The following is a 16,449-nucleotide window of genomic DNA, read 5'->3' as shown; positions in this document are numbered from 1 at the left end:
GTGGGGGGGCGCGGGCCCGGGTGTGGGGGCGGAGTTGTTCCGGCCGGGGTGGGGGCCCACCTCGCGAACCCCCGGGGGGGTTTGAGGAGTGGAAAGTCGGCCGGTTCGACTTTCCACTCCTCAACGCGCCCACGGCTTCCGGCTCCACACTTACGACCCAGGGCTCCAGGAGCCGCCGCCGAACGGCGGTCAGCCCGCCGCCCGCGCGGCCGCCATGGCCGCCCCGACGATCCCCGCGTCGTTGCGCAGCTCCGCCGGGACGATCCGCGCCTCGCGCTCGCGCAGCAGCGGCAGGAACTTCTCGTGCTTGCGGCTCACCCCGCCGCCGATCACGATCAGCTGCGGCGAGAACAGCATCTCCACCAGGTCCAGGTACTCGTCCACCCGCCCGGCCCACTGCTCCCAGTTCAGCCCGTGCCGCTCCTTGGCCGCCGAGGAGGCGCGCCGCTCGGCGTCCTTGCCGCGCAGTTCGAGGTGCCCCAGCTCGGTGTTGGGCACCAGCGCGCCGTCCACGAACAGGGCGCTGCCGATGCCGGTGCCGAAGGTGAGCACCAGCACCACCCCCGGCTGGTCGCGGCCGGCGCCGTGCGCGGTCTCGGCGAAGCCGGCCGCGTCCGCGTCGTTGAGCACGGTGGCCGGCAGGTCCAGCGCCTCCCGGAACAGGCCCGCGGCGTCCAGGCCGATCCAGCCCTTGTCCACGTTGGCCGCGGTTCTGGTCTGCCCGTTGACCACCACCCCGGGGAAGGTCAGCCCGACCGGGCCCTGGTGGTCGAAGTGGCGGACCACCTCGCGGACGGCGGCGACCACGGCCTCCGGCGCGGAGGGCTGCGGGGTGAGGACCTTGTGCCGCTCCTGGGCGAGCACACCCCGGCCGAGGTCGACGGGGGCGCCCTTGATGCCCGAACCGCCGATGTCCACACCGAATACCGCCGTCATGACGAACACCCTCCGCCGGACCGTTGCCCGGGACGGCCGTCCCGGACCGTTGTCCACAGGCCTGTGCACAACTGTGCACAAAACTACGAGAACGGGCCCGGCCCTGCACAGCGCAATGCCCGGCACCCCGGAGGGGCACCGGGCACTGCGGGGCGCCGGGCGCTGTGCGACGGGACTACAGCTTGCCGGCGGCCTCGGCGCGCAGGTCGCGGCGGAGCTCCTTGGGCAGCGAGAAGGTCAGGTGCTCCTCGGCGGTCTTGACGGTCGACACGTCGTCGTAGCCGCGCGCGGCCAGCCAGTCGAGGACGCCCTCGACCAGGATCTCCGGCACCGAGGCGCCGCTGGTCAGGCCGACCGTGGTGACGCCCTCCAGCCAGGACTCCTGGATCTCCTCGGCGAAGTCCACCAGGTGGGCGGCCTTGGCGCCGTACTCCAGGCCGACCTCGACCAGGCGGACCGAGTTGGAGGAGTTCTTGGAGCCGACCACGATCAGCAGGTCCGTCTCGGGCGCCATCTGCTTGACGGCGACCTGGCGGTTCTGGGTGGCGTAGCAGATGTCGTCGCTGGGCGGGCTGACCAGCAGCGGGAAGCGCTTCTTCAGCTCGCCGACGGTGGCCATGGTCTCGTCCACCGAGAGCGTGGTCTGGGAGAGCCAGACGACCTTGGACTCGTCGCGGACCTCGACGTTGGCGACGTCCTCGGCGCCGTCCACCAGGTGGATCCGGTCGGGCGCCTCACCCATGGTGCCGACGACCTCCTCGTGGCCCTCGTGGCCCACCAGCAGGATGTCGAAGCCCTCGTCGGCGAACCTGACGGCCTCCTTGTGCACCTTGGTGACCAGCGGGCAGGTGGCGTCGACGGTGGCGAGCCTGCCGGCCTTGGCCTCGTCGTGGACGGACGGCGCGACGCCGTGCGCGGAGAACACCACGATCGAGCCCTCGGGCACCTCCTCCGTCTCGTCGACGAAGATCGCGCCCTGCTTCTCCAGGGTCTGCACCACGTACTTGTTGTGGACGATCTGCTTGCGGACGTAGATGGGGGCCCCGTACTGCTCCAGGGCCTTCTCCACGGCGATCACGGCGCGGTCGACGCCCGCGCAGTAGCCCCGGGGGGCGGCGAGCAGGACACGGCGCTGCGCGGTGTTGGACATGGCTCCATCGTACGGGCGGTACCGAGCCGCGCCGACGGTTGGCGCCTTCGGGTCGGAATCCGCCGCAAATGCTCAAATGTGGAGTCTATGAGCGAGCAAGCGGGTCACGGCGAGCTGCGACGCACCCTGAGCGTGCGCGACCTGATGGTGTACGGGCTGCTGTTCATCGCCCCGATGGCGCCGGTCGGCGTGTTCGGCGTCCTGGACGCCAAGAGCCACGGCGCGGTGGCCTCGGTGTACCTGGCGGCCACCCTGGCGATGGGGCTCACCGCCTTCTCGTACGCCCAGATGGTGCGCGCGGTGCCGCAGACCGGTTCGGTGTTCGCCTACGCGCGGGCCGGGCTGGGCGAGGGGCCGGGCTTCATCGCCGGGTGGATGGCGATGCTGGACTACCTGCTGATCCCGGCGGTGGCGTACCTGTTTTCCGGGATCGCGCTGCACTCGCTGGTGCCGGAGGTCTCGCGCTGGGTGTGGACCGCGCTGGCGGTGCTGGTCACCACCGCGCTCAACCTGGTCGGGGTGCGGACGGCGGCCTCGGTCGGGTTCGCGGTGCTGGCGATGGAGATCGCGGTGCTGGCCGTCTTCGTCGTCTCGGCGGTGGTGGTGCTGGTCCGGGACGGCGCGCAGCGCGGCTGGGACACCCCGTTCACGGCGGTCGGCGGCTTCTCGGCGGCGGCGGTGATCTCGGCGGTGTCGGTGGCCGTCCTCTCCTACCTGGGCTTCGACGCCATCGCGACCTTCGTGGAGGAGGCGGTGGGAGCCTCGGCGGCGGTCGCCCGGGCGGTGCTGTGGTGCCTGGTGCTGGCCGGGGTGCTGTTCGTGCTGCAGACCTACCTGGCGGCGCTGCTGGAGCCGACGACCCCGCAGCAGCTGGCGGCCGATCCGGCGGCGCAGGGCTCGGCCTTCTACGACACCGTGGAGAGCGGGATCGGGCACTGGCTGCACGTCCTGGTGGCGGCCGGCAAGGCGATCGGCGCGGCGTTCGCGGCACTGGCCGGGCAGGCCGCGGCCGGGCGGCTGGTGTACGCGATGGCCCGGGACGGACGGCTGCCGCGCCTGCTGGGCACGGTGGACCCGGCCACCTCGGTACCGCGCCGGGCCCTGCTGGTGGCGGCGGTGATCACGATGGGCGCGGCGGTCTGGGCGGCCGACCGCGACGACGGGCTGGACCAGCTGACCTCGGTGGTGAACATGGGCGCGCTGTCGGCCTTCGCGCTGCTGCAGGCCTCGGTGATCGGCTGGTACGTGGTCAAGCACGGCTCGCGGGACTGGCTGCGGCACGTGGTGGTGCCGGTGCTGGGCCTGGCGGTGATCGGCGCGGTGGTCTACGAGGCCTCGCACACGGCGCAGCTCGCGGGGGCGGTCTGGCTGGGGGCCGGGCTGCTCGTCCTGCTCGTCCAGGGGTCCTCCGCTGTCGGCATCCGCCGCTAGCCTCGTACGCATGGCCAACACCAGCTCCCCCGAAGCCCCGCTCCCGGTCGGCAAGGTCTCCGCGCTGATCGGCGGCTGGGTCGACCGGCTCGGCGCGGTCTGGGTGGAGGGCCAGATCACCCAGCTCAGCCGGCGGCCGGGCGCGGGCGTGGTGTTCCTGACCCTGCGCGACCCGCAGGCCGACGTGTCGCTCACCGTGACCTGCTTCCGGTCCGTCTTCGAACAGGTCGCGGACGTGGTGCAGGAGGGCTCGCGGGTCGTCGTGCACGCCAAGCCGGAGTGGTACGCGGCGCGCGGGCAGCTCTCGCTGCGGGCGGCCGAGATCCGGCTGGTGGGGCTCGGCGAGCTGCTGGCCCGACTGGAGCAGCTGAAGCGCCGGCTCGCCGGGGAGGGCCTGTTCGCCGCCGAGCGGAAGCGGCCGCTGCCGTTCCTGCCGCAGTGCGTCGGCCTGGTCACCGGTCGCGACTCGGCGGCCGAGCGGGACGTCCTGGAGAACGCCCGGCGGCGCTGGCCGGCCGTCCGCTTCGAGGTGCGCAACGTGCCGGTGCAGGGCGTCAGCGCGGTCGAGCGGGTGAGCGCCGCGGTGCGGGAGCTGGACGAGCACCCCGAGGTGGACGTGATCATCGTGGCCCGGGGTGGCGGCAGCGTGGAGGACCTGCTGCCGTTCTCGGACGAGTCCCTGGTGCGGCTCGTCGCGGCCGCCCGGACGCCGGTGGTCAGCGCGATCGGGCACGAGCCGGACCAGCCGCTGCTGGACTTCGTCGCCGACCTGCGCGCCTCCACGCCCACCGATGCCGCCAAACGGGTGGTTCCGGACGTCGGCGAGGAGCTGACGAAGGTCCTGCACCTGCGTGACCGGGCCCGCCGGCACGTGCTCGGCCGGGTCGACCGGGAGCAGCACGGCCTGGACGGCCTGCGCAGCCGCCCGGCGCTGGCCGCGCCGCACCGGATGCTGGACGGGCGCGGCCAGGAGGTGGCGGGCCTGCTGGAGCGGGCCCGGCGCACCCTCGGGCACCGGCTGGACCACGCCCAGAGCGACCTCGGGCACACCCTGGCCCGGGTGGTGGCGCTCTCCCCCGCCGCGACCCTGGAGCGCGGCTACGCGGTGCTGCAGCGCGCGGACGGCACGGTGGTGACCGATCCGGCGCAGGTCTCGGCGGGCGACGCGCTGCACGCCCGGGTGGCGGGCGGCGGCTTCGACGTGACGGCGGGCCCGCAGCCGTAGGGACCCGGCGTCCGGTTCCGCGCGGTGTCGGCGCCAGCGCCTACGCTGGCTCCCATGGCTGAGCAGGAGCAGGTGGAGGCGGCGGCGCGGACCCCGGACGACGCGCTGGGGTACGAGCACGCCCGGGACGCGCTGCTGGAGGTCGTCCGGCAGCTGGAGAACGGCGGCACCTCGTTGGAGGAGTCGCTGGCGCTCTGGGAGCGCGGCGAGCAGCTGGCGAAGGTCTGCCAGCGCTGGCTGGACGGTGCTCGGGCCCGGCTGGACGCCGCGCTGGCCGCCGAGGAGGGCGGTCCGGCGCGGCAGTGACACGGGTCACAGTGCCACCGGGAACAGTTGAAAGTTCACTCATGTTGGGACCAGATGACCGGCGCCGCCGGCCGTCCAGACGAACCCGTCACGCATGAGGTGCAGACAAGCATGACCACCGACGCCCTGGTACTCGACACCGCCGCTCAGGACCTGCTGTTCCGCGAGGCCCGCACCGCGAACACCTTCACCGACGAGCCGGTCTCCGAGGAGCAGGTCCAGGCCATCTACAACCTGGTCAAGTTCGGCCCGACCGCGTTCAACCAGCAGCCGCTGCGCGTCGTCCTGGTCCGCTCCGCCGAGGGTCGCGAGCGCCTGGTCCAGCACCTGGCGGACGGCAACAAGGCCAAGACCGCCGCCGCGCCGCTGGTCGCCATCCTGGCCGTGGACAACGAGTTCCACGAGGAGCTGCCGACCCAGCTGCCGAGCTTCCCCGAGGCCAAGGACATCTTCTTCACCGAGCGTCCGGTCCGCGAGTCCTCCGCGCTGCTGAACGGCGCCCTGCAGGCGGGCTACTTCATCATCGGCGTGCGCGCCGCCGGCCTGGCCGCGGGCCCGATGACCGGCTACGACGCCGCGGGCATCAACAAGGAGTTCTTCGCCGACGGCGAGCACTCGGTGCTGGCCGTGGTCAACATCGGCAAGCCGGGCGAGAACGCCTGGTACCCGCGTTCGCCGCGCCTGGCCTACGACGAGGTCGTCACCACCGTCTGACACCCCCGCCCCGCGGCTGCCGCGAGGCATGCGGAAGGGCCCGCACCGGTCGTACCGGTGCGGGCCCTTCCGCTTGCTCCGGGGCTACTTGAGCGCCGCGGCCAGCTCGGCCAGCTCCTCGTAGGAGGCGGTGCCGGTGAGCACCGTGGTGGCGCCGCCGCTCTGGACGGCCAGGGCGCGGGACTTGGTGCCCTGGACGCGGTCCCAGATCTGCCCGGCCACCTCCGAGGTGCCGTCCGGCTTGCCGCCCGCCACCATCGCGTCGAGCAGGGTGTCGCGGGAGACGTCGCTCTGCTCGACCGCCGCGTACTGGCCGGACGGGGTGACGAAGCCCAGGTGCCAGGCGTTGCCCCGACCGCCGCCCAGCGCCGCCGGGTCGTACTTCACCGACGTGGCGCGCCACTGGGCGGACAGGCCCTCCGGCGCCAGCAGCGGGTACGGCGCGGCCCGCTTCGCCGAGGACGCCGCCACCTTGTACTCGACCTTCCGCACACCGTCGCCGTCCGCGTCGTGCGGGAGGAACAGGTATCCGACCCAGACCACGACACCGACCGCCAGCATCGACAGGACCATGTCCCGTACCGTCTGCCGGCCCCTCATGCCCTTGCTCTCCGCTGCCACCCCCACATGGTGACTCATGAGGTTCGCACCCCCCGCACCCGGGGTGTCCACGTACGGGTGAAGCGGGGCAAACCGCACGGCCCCGGCAGGGGGTGGCGACCCGCGCCACAGACAGTCATCTCGTGGGCAGATACGATCGCAGGACCCTCACCACGGCGTTCGACCAGGCAGTAGTCGGGCGCTTACTGGCCGTCGCGTACAGAGAGGTAACGACGATGACCACGCAGTACCCGCACAACCTCCCCCGATCCCTTGAGGTCGCGCCCGAGGCTCCCGACCGGAACCTCGCGCTCGAACTCGTCCGGGTCACCGAGGCGGCCGCGATGGCCGCCGGCCGCTGGGTCGGCCGGGGCGACAAGAACGGCGCCGACGGTGCCGCCGTGAAGGCGATGCGCACCCTCGTCTCGACCGTCTCGATGAACGGCATCGTCGTCATCGGGGAGGGCGAGAAGGACGAGGCCCCGATGCTCTACAACGGCGAGCGGGTCGGCGACGGCACCGGCGCCGAGTGCGATGTCGCCGTGGACCCGGTCGACGGCACCACGCTGACCGCCAAGGGCATGAACAACGCCGTCGCCGTGCTGGCCGTGGCCGACCGCGGCACGATGTTCGACCCCAGTGCCGTGTTCTACATGGACAAGCTGGTCTGCGGCCCGGAGGCCGCCGAGTTCGTCGACATCACCGCCCCGGCCGCCGTCAACATCCGGCGGGTCGCCAAGGCCAAGGGCAGCGCCGTCGAGGACGTCACGGTCGTCATCCTCGACCGCCCGCGCCACGAGGGCCTGGTCCAGGAGATCCGCGAGGCCGGCGCCCGGATCAAGTTCATCTCCGACGGTGACGTCGCCGGCGCCATCATGGCCGCCCGCGAGGGCACCGGTGTCGACCTGCTGATGGGCGTCGGCGGCACCCCCGAGGGCATCATCGCGGCCTGCGCCATGAAGTGCATGGGCGGTGTGATCCAGGGCCGGCTCTGGCCCAAGGACGACGCCGAGCGGCAGAAGGCCCTCGACGCCGGTCACGACCTGGACCGCGTCCTGACCACCAACGACCTGGTCAGCGGCGAGAACGTGTTCTTCGTCGCCACCGGCATCACCGACGGCGAGCTGCTGCGCGGTGTGCACTACCGCCAGGAGACCGCCACCACCAGCTCGCTGGTGATGCGCTCCAAGAGCGGCACCATCCGGGAGATCCACTCCACCCACAAGCTGTCCAAGCTGCGGGCCTACAGCGCGATCGACTTCGACCGCGCCAACTGACGGATCCCGAAAGCGGGTTGCGGCCGACCCGCAATGGACCGGCGGCCGGTGCGCAGGCGCATCGGCCGACGGTTCGCGACCGGGCTCCGGCCGGTTGTGCACGACGGGGCGCGGTCTCGGCGGAATCCCCCTCCGCCGAGGCCGCGCCCCGTCGTTCTCCCGCTCAGCCCGCTATCCGGCGAGGGGAGGCCGGCACCCGGGCCGCCTCGCGCAACTCCGCCTCGCGGCGCCGGCGGCGGGCCAGCACCACCCGGCGCTCGGCGGCCGTCAGACCACCCCACACCCCGTACGGCTCCGGCTGCGCGAGCGCGTGCTCCCGGCACTCCAGCAGCACCGGGCAACGGGCGCAGACCTGCTTCGCCTGCTCCTCGCGCGAGAGCCGGGCCGCCGTGGGCTCCTTGGACGGCGCGAAGAACAACCCCACCTCGTCCCGCCGGCAGGCCGCGCCGGTGTGCCAGGGATCGTCCTCGCTCTGCGGCTGGGCGCCTGGCCTGCGGTCCAGCACCTGGGCGGCGGCGATGGGCGAGGTGGTGCGGGACTCGATCGGATGCAGCACGGCCGTACTCCTGACGAGGCTCTCGGACACGGGGAAGCTCGCTCCCCTGCCCGGCTGCGAGCCCCCGCTCTTCACCCCCCGGGCCGGCCACAGGCCGCCCCCGGTGCGCAGCCGTACAAGAAGCGATGTGCGAGAGGAATTACCCCGCCGCGCCGTGATTCATGCACACTGCACGCAATCGACTACGGAGTGCACCGAACACAACGAGGAGTGCCCGGCCGGGAGTTGCCTCCGGCCGGGCACTTCGGACACTTCGGGCACACCGGCCCCGGGACGGCTCCTGAGCCGCCTCGGCCGACCCGCCGGGCGGGGCTACTCGGCGCCAAGCTGCTTGCGCACCCACTCCTTGAGCTTCTTGCCCTTGCGCGGCCGCGCCTCGCAACCGCCGAACACCGCGGCCCCCTTGACCCGGACGACGGGCGCGTACGGGTCCGCGGCGGTCTGCTCCTTCACGTCGAAGCCGCCGAAGATCCCGACGCCTCCGCCGTGCAGGCTGACGTTCTCCGGCACCTTGATGTCGACCCCGCCGAACACCGCCGTCACCTCGATCACCACCTCGGGCGACTCGAAGACGGCGTCGGTCAGGTCGATCTCGATGCCGCCGAACAGCGCGACCGCCCGCAGGTGCGAGCCGACCCGCCAGCGGCCCTTGCGGGAGGCGCCGCCGAAGATCGCCACCATGGTCGGCGCCTCCTGACGGGCCGGCAGCCGCACCGGTCCGTCCGGGCGGGCCCCGCGGGCGTCCAGCGAGGGCTTCTCGAAGGAGATCGGCCGGTGGGTCGGCAGGTCGCGGGTGAGCGGTACGAGTTCGCCCAGCGTCTTCGCGGCGTACGCGGCCTCGATCCGCTCGGCGTGCTCGTCGACGTTCAGCCGGCCCTCGGCGTAGGCGTCGCGCAGCAGCTCCGCGACCCGCTCGCGGTCGGCGTCGGAGGCCCGCATCTCGGCCTCCGCGACCGGGGCGTGCACGGCCCGGACGGGCGGCGCGGCCTCCGGCTTGGTCATGGGTACGGGCGACTGCCCCTGGTCGTCGTGCGACGGCGAGTTGTCCACGGCCCAAGACTAGTCACCCGGGCAAGCCTCGTACGCATGCCCGAGTGACACCGGTCACGCAGGCTGCCCTGTCCGCGTGCGACGCATCCCCGGGTCCTACCCTTGAGGGTGCTTCGCCGACGCAGCCGGAACACGGAACACTAAGGACCGCCCCCATGGCTCCCACGCCAGACTTCGAGTACAGCGACCTGCTCCCCCTGGGCGCTGACCCGACCCCGTACCGCAAGCTGACCTCCGAGGGTGTCTCCACCTTCGAGGCCGGCGGTCGCACCTTCCTCCAGGTCGAGCCCGAGGCCCTGCGGCTGCTCACCGCCGAGGCGATGCACGACATCTCGCACTACCTCCGGCCCGCCCACCTCGCCCAGCTGCGCCGCATCCTGGACGACCCGCAGGCCAGCCCGAACGACCGCTTCGTGGCGCTGGACCTGCTGAAGAACGTCAACATCTCGGCCGGCGGCATCCTCCCGATGTGCCAGGACACCGGTACGGCGATCGTCATGGGCAAGCGCGGCCAGAACGTGCTGACCCGGGGCGGCGACGAGGCCGCCATCGCGCGCGGCGTCTACGACGCGTACACCCGGCTGAACCTGCGCTACTCCCAGATGGCGCCGGTCACCATGTGGGACGAGAAGAACACCGGCAACAACCTGCCCGCGCAGATCGAGCTGTACGCGACCGACGGCGACGCCTACAAGTTCCTGTTCATGGCCAAGGGCGGCGGCTCGGCCAACAAGTCGTACCTGTACCAGGAGACCAAGGCGATCCTGAACGAGGCGAGCATGCTCTCGTTCCTGGAGCAGAAGATCCGCTCGCTCGGCACCGCCGCCTGCCCGCCGTACCACCTGGCCATCGTGATCGGCGGCACCAGCGCGGAGTTCGCGCTGAAGACCGCCAAGTACGCCTCGGCGCACTACCTGGACCAGCTGCCGACCGAGGGCAACGCGAAGACCGGCCACGGGTTCCGGGACCTCGAGCTGGAGGCCAAGGTCACCGAGCTGACCCAGCAGATCGGCATCGGCGCCCAGTTCGGCGGCAAGTACTTCTGCCACGACGTGCGGGTGATCCGACTGCCGCGCCACGGCGCCTCGCTGCCGGTCGCGATGGCCGTCTCCTGCTCCGCCGACCGCCAGGCGCTGGGCAAGATCACCGCCGAGGGCGTCTTCCTGGAGCAGCTGGAGACCGACCCGGCCGGGTACCTGCCGGACACCACGGACGAGCACCTGGACGACGACGTGGTGCGCGTCGACCTCAACCAGCCGATGTCGGCGATCCGCGCCGAGCTGTCCAAGTACCCGGTCAAGACCCGGCTTTCGCTCACCGGCACGCTGGTCGTCGCGCGCGACATCGCCCACGCCAAGATCAAGGAGCGGCTGGACGCGGGCGAGGGCATGCCCAAGTACCTCCAGGACCACCCGGTCTACTACGCCGGCCCGGCCAAGACCCCCGAGGGCTTCGCGTCCGGCTCCTTCGGCCCCACCACGGCCGGGCGGATGGACTCCTACGTCGACCAGTTCCAGGCGGCCGGCGGCTCGATGGTGATGCTCGCCAAGGGCAACCGCAGCAAGCAGGTCACCGACGCCTGTGCCGAGCACGGCGGCTTCTACCTCGGCTCGATCGGCGGCCCGGCCGCCCGTCTCGCCCAGGACTGCATCAAGAAGGTCGAGGTGCTGGAGTACGCCGAGCTGGGCATGGAGGCCGTCTGGCGCATCGAGGTCGAGGACTTCCCCGCGTTCATCGTGGTGGACGACAAGGGCAACGACTTCTTCCGCGAGACCACCGAGGGCCCGCTCATCACCAGCCTGCGGGTCCGCTCGAAGGAGTAGGCACCCCCGGGCCCGCCGCCCCGGCCCGGCCTGTCCCGCCCGCCCCGGTCGCACGCCTGCGACCGGGGCGGGCGGGGGTCCGGGGGCGTGCGTCAGGCGTCGAAGTCGTACTCCAGGACGTACGAGGCCGCGTCGAGGGTCATCTCGTTGAGCTCGACGACCTGGCCCTCGTCGGCGAAGGCCGTCCGGCAGATCACGATGACCGGCGTGCCCGCCGAGAGTTCGAGCCGGACGCCCTCCTCGGCCGCGGGCATCCGGGAGCGGACCTCCTCGCGGAAGTGGACCGGCTTCGCGCCGATCTCCGCCAGCCGCGCGTACGTGCCGCCCGGGCCGGTGTCCTCGCGGGTGATCGCGGTGCCCGCGACCAGGCCGGCCGGCAGGTAGGACGTCGACAGCAGCACCGGTTTGCCGTCCAGCACGAAGCGGCGGTGGCGCACGCACATCGGCGCCCCCGGATCCACCCCCAGCACCCGCGCCACGTGCTCGGGCGCGCCCTGCTCGGTGACCGACACCTGGTCCACCACCAGCGTGCGGTTGTCGATGTCCGCGGACCATATCGACCGGCCCGAGCCCCACTGCCCCTGGGCGAGCCGCTGGATCCCGCGCCGCCGCAGCGGCCGGAAGTCCCGGACGAAGACCCCCGCGCCCTTGCGCGCCTCGGCGATGCCCTCGCTCTGCAGCACGCCGAGCGCCTGGCGGGCCGTCATCCGGGCGACGCCGAACTCGTCCATGAGGTCGTTCTCGCCCGGCAGGCGGTCGCCTGCGCGGTACTCGCCGGAGTCGATGGCCGCCCTGAGCGTGTCGGCGATCCGTTGGTACTTGGGTTGCTTCCCGCCGCTGCTGCCGGTCATCGCCCCGCCCTCTCCCTCGCCAGAAATCGTAGGCGCGCCTCCGGCCGCTGGTAAGCCGGTAGGACCGTTGACATCTCTAGAGATATTAGCTTCTCTAGAGATGCTGGGTAGTCGCCGAGCAGAACACAAGCAACGACAGCGACCAGGGCCGGTGAATCCATCGCCGCGCCCGCACCGGAGCAAGGAGCAGTGCGGTGAGCCCCCTGAAGCGCGACGCAGCGGCCTACCGGCCGCGAGTGGGTGAACTCGTCCTGGACAGCAGGACCGGACGCACCGGCATCTACATGGACACCATCGGCGGGGAGCGCTACCTGCGGCCGCCCGGCGGCGGCTGCGAGTGGACCGCCCGGCCCGAACACCTCGGCCCGGTCCCGTCCCCGGCCTCGGCCCCCGCCGAGGAGGAGGACCCCGACCCGGCGGCCGAGAGCCGGGCCCGCCTCAGCGCCCGGCTGGCGGCCCGCAACCACGATTCGCGCCTCAACGAGAGCCAGGTCGCCTGACGGCCGGCGCCCCGGGCGGACAGCGGGGGAACGAGGGGAACGGGGAAACCACGAGTGCCCCGCGCCCCACGGGACGTGGAGTACGGGGCACTGGATGCCGAAGGGCTACGGACGGCTGGCGATGACGCCCTGGGGCTCGTACGGCCCGTCCTTCTCGGTGCCCGGGACGGCGGCCGGCTCGACGATGCGGTCGGACTCGCCACCGAAGAGGTCGTCCTCGACGTCCGCCTTCTGCTCGGCGGTCGGCTCGGTGTACTCGGCCGGCTTCGGGGACGCGGCCACCGCGCCCTCGACAACCTTGCCCGCCTCCACAGCGGCCGCCGTGGTCGGCGCGGGGGTCTCGCTCTGGTCGTTGGCCATGGGCGGCCGCCTTTCGGTCATCAAATGTCTTCAGCCCCACCGGCTTGGTGCGGGCACGCCGCCAGTATCGTAGGGCTGATTAAATGTCCGATAAACATCGTGCGGCTTGCCGGTTCGTCCGGCAGAGTCGGCCCTCCGCCTAAGCTGAAGCCACCACACGGCGGACCGCCGAGCGCCCTTCACGGAATCGACAGCACAGGCCATCGGGGGATTTCATGGAGTTTCGGGAGACGCCGCCCGCACCGGCGCTGCGCTTCCAGGTACTCGGTCCCGTACAGGCCTGGCTCGACGGCAGGCCGCTCTCCCTCGGCTCACCGCAGCAACAGGCCGTCCTCACCGCACTGCTTTTGCACGCCGGCCGGCCCGTCACCACCCAGGATCTCGTCGACGGGCTGTGGGGGGATCGACCACCGGCGCAGGCCATTGCCGCATTGCGGACATATATCTCCCGCCTGCGCACCGTCATCGAGCCGAAGCGTGAAATTCGCCGCCCCGCCGAACTGCTCGTATCGGTCAGTGACGGCTACGCACTGCGTATTCCGCCCGACGCCCTCGACGTCACGGTCTTCGAGAGCCGGACGTCGGAGGCCACTGCGGCCCGCACGGCCGGGGACCTCCACGAGGCGCACCGGCTGCTGGCGAGCGCGCTCGGCCTCTGGAGCGGCCGGGCGCTGACCGGCGTCCCGGGGCCGTACGCGGAGTCCCAGCGCCTGCGGCTGGGCGAGCGCCACGTCACCGTCTCCGAGGAGCTGTGCGCGGCGGCCCTCGACATCGGCCTGCACGCCGAAATGGTCGGGGAGCTCAGCTCGCTCACCGCCGAGCACCCGCTCCGCGAGCGGTTGCGCGAGCTGCTGATGCTCGCGCTCTACCGCTGTGGCCGCCAGGCGGAGGCGCTCGGCGTCTACACGGACACCCGGAAGCTGCTGATCGACGAGCTGGGCGTCGAACCCGGCAGCGGGCTCTCCACCATGCACTCCCGCATCCTGGCCGCGGACCAGGCGCTGACGCGCCCCGCCGTGGTGTCGATCGGCGCCGCCGCCCGGGAGGACGCACCGCTCCCGGTGACCCCGCCAGCCCAGCTGCCCGCCGACGTCTCGGACTTCAGCGGGCGCACCGAGCTGGTGTCCGACCTCTCCGCCGTCCTGATGAACGCCACCGGCCAGGCCGTCGTCGTCACCTCGCTGGCCGGTATCGGCGGGGTCGGGAAGACCACCCTCGCCGTCCACGTGGCGCACCGGGTGCGCGCCGAGTTCCCGGACGGGCAGCTGTACGTCGACCTCCGCGGCGCGGGTGCCTCACCCGCCGACCCGGCCGTGGTGCTCGGTGACTTCCTGCACGCGCTCGGCGCCACCGAGACCCCCGACTCGCTGGACCAGCGCGCGGCGCTCTACCGCTCGCTGCTCGCCAGCCGGCGGATGCTGATCCTCCTGGACAACGCGCAGGACGCCCAGCAGATCCAGCCGCTCATCCCCGGGGTGTCCGGCTGTTCGGTGCTCGCCACCAGCCGGTCCCGGCTCGCCGGCATCCCCGGCGCGCACCTGGTGGACGTCGAGGAACTGACACCGGAGGAGGCGCTCACGCTCTTCTCGGCCATCGTCGGCGAGCAGCGCGTGGCAACCGAGCACGAGGCGGCCATGGCCGTGGTCACCGCCTGCGGCTTCCTGCCCCTCGCCGTCCGGATCGCCGCCGCACGGCTGGCCAGCCGCCCGCGCTGGAGCGTCTCCGACCTCGCCCGGCGGTTAGCCGACCAACGGCGCAGGCTGGACGAGCTCCAGCTCGGCAATCTGGCGGTGGAGACCACCATCGGGCTCGGCTACGGACAACTCTCCGCCCCCGAGGCGCGGGCCTTTCGACTGCTCTCCCTGATCGACTCCCCGGATCTCCCGCTCTCGTCCGTGACAGCCCTGCTGGGCGTCGACGAGGACGGCGCCGAGGACCTCGCCGAGGCGCTGGTCGAGGCGAACATGCTGGAGTGCTTCACTCCTGGCCGCTACCGGTACCACGACCTCCTCCGGCTCTACGCGCAGCGCCAGAACGAGCGGATCGGCGACATCGAGGAGCAGCACACCGCGGTGCGGCGGCTGCTCGACCTGATGCTGCCGACCGTCCGCAACGCGGCCCAGGCGCTCGAACCGGACGACCAGCTGCCGGAGCCGCTCAACGGTCTGAGCTCCCCCGGCCTGAACCTGCCGGACGGCGAATCCGCCCGGGAGTGGCTCCGCAGCGAAATCGCGCTGCTGCTCAGTCTGGTCGAGGCCGCCGTACACGGACCGGGCGAACTGCTCCGGCCCGCCGTGGACCTGCTGATCGTCCTGGACAGTCTGGTCGAGGACCCGACCCACGGCCCGCGGGTCCGGCGCATGCTGGAGATCGCCGACCGCAACGCCGAGTCGTACCGGGACTCCGCCGTGCTCGCCCGGGTGCACTTCGCCCTCGGCACCCTGCAGTCGATCACCAACGACTTCCAGAACGCCGAGCGTTCGCTGCTGAGGAGCCTGAGCCTGCAGGACAGCGACGACGTGACGATCCTGCGCTCGATGGCCACCAACACCCTGGGGATCATCCTCAGCGTGGCCGACCGCTCCGCCGAGGCGCTGCCGTTCTTCGAACAGGCCCTCGCCATCAGCCGGGTGGTGGGCGCCCCCATCGGCGAGGCGCGGCTGCTGGGCAACATCGCCCGCGCACAGCTCGACGTCGGGGACGCGCGGTCCGCGGTCCGCTCCGCCACCGACGCCGTGGCCAGCGCCCGGGCCTCGAAGAACGGCCCCTGCCTGGCCGACACGCTCTACCAGCTCGGCGTCGTGCTCTCCTCCGGCGGCGAGCCCGGCACCGCCGTCACGCACCTGCACGAGGCGCACCGGCTCTACCGCTCCCAGCAGAACCGCCTCCGCGAGGGCTACACGCTGGCCCGCCTCGGCGTGAGCCTGCTCGCCGCCGGCCAGCACGCCGAGGCGGCCGAGGCGGCCGAGGAGTCGCTGGCGCTCGGCCAGGAGATGGACTCCGCCTACTGCCAGGGCCTCGCCAACGCCGCACTGGGAGAGGCGCTGCTCGGCCTCGCACAGCCGGCCCGCGGGCTGGCGTGTCTGCGGGAGGCCCACGCGATCTTCACCCGGCTCGGTGTGCCAGAGGCCTCCCCCGTGGCGGACCTCATCTCCCGGCAGCACACCGAGCCCGTCCCTCCCCCCGCGCCGTGAGCCTCCGTCCCCCGACGGGAGGCTCCCCCCTTGAGCGTTCGGTGCTCCCGCAGCCCCCCGGCTGCGGGAGCACCCTCAACGCTTCCCCGGCGCTGGACTCCACTGTGCACCGGGGCGATTGACGTTCAATAAACGTCGGATTGTCGGCCCGGAGAAGGAGAAAACCGCAGGTCGGACGGGCTTCCCCGGCGCACCGTACGGCGCGCGCGCCCGGTCCGCACCACCCTTGCCGCACCCTGTGCTTCCGCAATCCGGGCCGCCGCACGCCAACCGGCGCGAGTTGGCCGGAAACGGACCCCATGGCGCAGTGATCACGCTTATTCTCGGATTCCAGTACACACCCGAGTGCAGCACCGGGGTGTCCAACCGGGCAGGTCCGACCGACTTGTCCGGGGAAGCATCCTGAAACGGCAGCGCGGCGGCGCTCCGACAGTGCAGAGTGTCTCTGTGCAGAGTGTCAGAGTGCAGTCAGTGTG

General features: G+C 72.3%; 15 protein-coding genes. 8 read left to right on the top strand and 7 right to left on the bottom strand.

Annotated features, from left to right (window positions below):
- Positions 1 to 189: 189 nt before the first annotated feature.
- Positions 190 to 936, bottom strand: a complete 747-nt coding sequence (gene ppgK, locus ACIGZJ_RS06900) for a polyphosphate--glucose phosphotransferase (protein WP_396456290.1) — start codon at positions 934 to 936, stop codon at positions 190 to 192.
- Between the two features lie 175 nt (positions 937 to 1,111).
- Positions 1,112 to 2,086, bottom strand: a complete 975-nt coding sequence (locus ACIGZJ_RS06895) for a 4-hydroxy-3-methylbut-2-enyl diphosphate reductase (RefSeq protein ID WP_396456289.1) — start codon at positions 2,084 to 2,086, stop codon at positions 1,112 to 1,114.
- 87 nt (positions 2,087 to 2,173) lie between these two features.
- Here ACIGZJ_RS06895 and ACIGZJ_RS06890 point away from each other — a divergent pair, with 87 nt between their 5' ends.
- From ACIGZJ_RS06890 to ACIGZJ_RS06875, 4 genes are all read left to right on the top strand, one after another.
- Entirely contained in the window at positions 2,174 to 3,517 is a 1,344-nt protein-coding gene (locus ACIGZJ_RS06890; protein WP_396456288.1) for an APC family permease, read from the top strand.
- A 10-nt stretch (positions 3,518 to 3,527) separates the two neighbouring features.
- On the top strand, positions 3,528 to 4,742 hold the full coding sequence (gene xseA, locus ACIGZJ_RS06885; RefSeq protein ID WP_396456287.1) for an exodeoxyribonuclease VII large subunit: 1,215 nt from the start codon (positions 3,528 to 3,530) through the stop codon (positions 4,740 to 4,742).
- A gap of 54 nt (positions 4,743 to 4,796) precedes the next feature.
- Positions 4,797 to 5,048, top strand: coding sequence for an exodeoxyribonuclease VII small subunit (locus tag ACIGZJ_RS06880; RefSeq protein WP_396456286.1), 252 nt, complete (start codon positions 4,797 to 4,799; stop codon positions 5,046 to 5,048).
- A 111-nt stretch (positions 5,049 to 5,159) separates the two neighbouring features.
- Positions 5,160 to 5,762, top strand: coding sequence for a malonic semialdehyde reductase (locus ACIGZJ_RS06875; protein ID WP_392928891.1), 603 nt, complete (start codon positions 5,160 to 5,162; stop codon positions 5,760 to 5,762).
- 84 nt (positions 5,763 to 5,846) lie between these two features.
- On the opposite strand, the gene ACIGZJ_RS06870 is transcribed toward ACIGZJ_RS06875, so the two are convergent.
- Positions 5,847 to 6,383 carry a DUF4245 domain-containing protein gene (locus ACIGZJ_RS06870; RefSeq protein ID WP_396456285.1) on the bottom strand — a complete coding sequence of 179 codons (537 nt, stop codon included), beginning with the start codon at positions 6,381 to 6,383 and terminating at the stop codon, positions 5,847 to 5,849.
- A gap of 215 nt (positions 6,384 to 6,598) precedes the next feature.
- On the opposite strand from ACIGZJ_RS06870, the gene glpX reads away from it, so the two are divergent.
- Positions 6,599 to 7,639 (top strand): class II fructose-bisphosphatase, encoded by a 1,041-nt coding sequence (glpX, locus tag ACIGZJ_RS06865; RefSeq protein WP_396456284.1) that lies wholly within the window; start codon positions 6,599 to 6,601, stop codon positions 7,637 to 7,639.
- A gap of 163 nt (positions 7,640 to 7,802) precedes the next feature.
- Here the strand turns inward: glpX and ACIGZJ_RS06860 are convergent, their stop codons facing one another.
- Together ACIGZJ_RS06860 and ACIGZJ_RS06855 are read right to left on the bottom strand one after the other, a co-directional pair.
- Positions 7,803 to 8,159 carry a WhiB family transcriptional regulator gene (locus ACIGZJ_RS06860; RefSeq protein WP_392929650.1) on the bottom strand — a complete coding sequence of 119 codons (357 nt, stop codon included), beginning with the start codon at positions 8,157 to 8,159 and terminating at the stop codon, positions 7,803 to 7,805.
- 348 nt (positions 8,160 to 8,507) lie between these two features.
- Complete coding sequence (locus ACIGZJ_RS06855) at positions 8,508 to 9,197, bottom strand: DUF1707 domain-containing protein (protein WP_396456542.1); 690 nt, start codon at positions 9,195 to 9,197, stop codon at positions 8,508 to 8,510.
- 203 nt (positions 9,198 to 9,400) lie between these two features.
- Between ACIGZJ_RS06855 and ACIGZJ_RS06850 the strand changes: the two genes are divergently transcribed.
- Positions 9,401 to 11,068, top strand: a complete 1,668-nt coding sequence (locus ACIGZJ_RS06850; RefSeq protein WP_396456283.1) for a fumarate hydratase — start codon at positions 9,401 to 9,403, stop codon at positions 11,066 to 11,068.
- A 92-nt stretch (positions 11,069 to 11,160) separates the two neighbouring features.
- Here the strand turns inward: ACIGZJ_RS06850 and ACIGZJ_RS06845 are convergent, their stop codons facing one another.
- Positions 11,161 to 11,919, bottom strand: a complete 759-nt coding sequence (locus ACIGZJ_RS06845) for a GntR family transcriptional regulator (protein WP_396456282.1) — start codon at positions 11,917 to 11,919, stop codon at positions 11,161 to 11,163.
- 194 nt (positions 11,920 to 12,113) lie between these two features.
- On the opposite strand from ACIGZJ_RS06845, the gene ACIGZJ_RS06840 reads away from it, so the two are divergent.
- Complete coding sequence (locus ACIGZJ_RS06840; RefSeq protein WP_396456281.1) at positions 12,114 to 12,419, top strand: hypothetical protein; 306 nt, start codon at positions 12,114 to 12,116, stop codon at positions 12,417 to 12,419.
- A 105-nt stretch (positions 12,420 to 12,524) separates the two neighbouring features.
- On the opposite strand, the gene ACIGZJ_RS06835 is transcribed toward ACIGZJ_RS06840, so the two are convergent.
- The gene (locus ACIGZJ_RS06835) at positions 12,525 to 12,779 is read right to left on the bottom strand and encodes a hypothetical protein (protein ID WP_396456280.1); all 255 of its coding nucleotides are present in this window, start codon (positions 12,777 to 12,779) and stop codon (positions 12,525 to 12,527) included.
- A 215-nt stretch (positions 12,780 to 12,994) separates the two neighbouring features.
- Between ACIGZJ_RS06835 and ACIGZJ_RS06830 the strand changes: the two genes are divergently transcribed.
- Positions 12,995 to 15,973, top strand: coding sequence for an AfsR/SARP family transcriptional regulator (locus ACIGZJ_RS06830; RefSeq protein ID WP_396456279.1), 2,979 nt, complete (start codon positions 12,995 to 12,997; stop codon positions 15,971 to 15,973).
- Positions 15,974 to 16,449 lie beyond the last annotated feature (476 nt).

The sequence above is a fragment of the Kitasatospora sp. NPDC052868 genome (assembly GCF_044547105.1).
GTDB lineage: Bacteria > Actinomycetota > Actinomycetes > Streptomycetales > Streptomycetaceae > Kitasatospora.
Note: the sequence above shows the minus strand (reverse complement) of the source record. Positions and strands in the feature narration are given on the sequence as shown.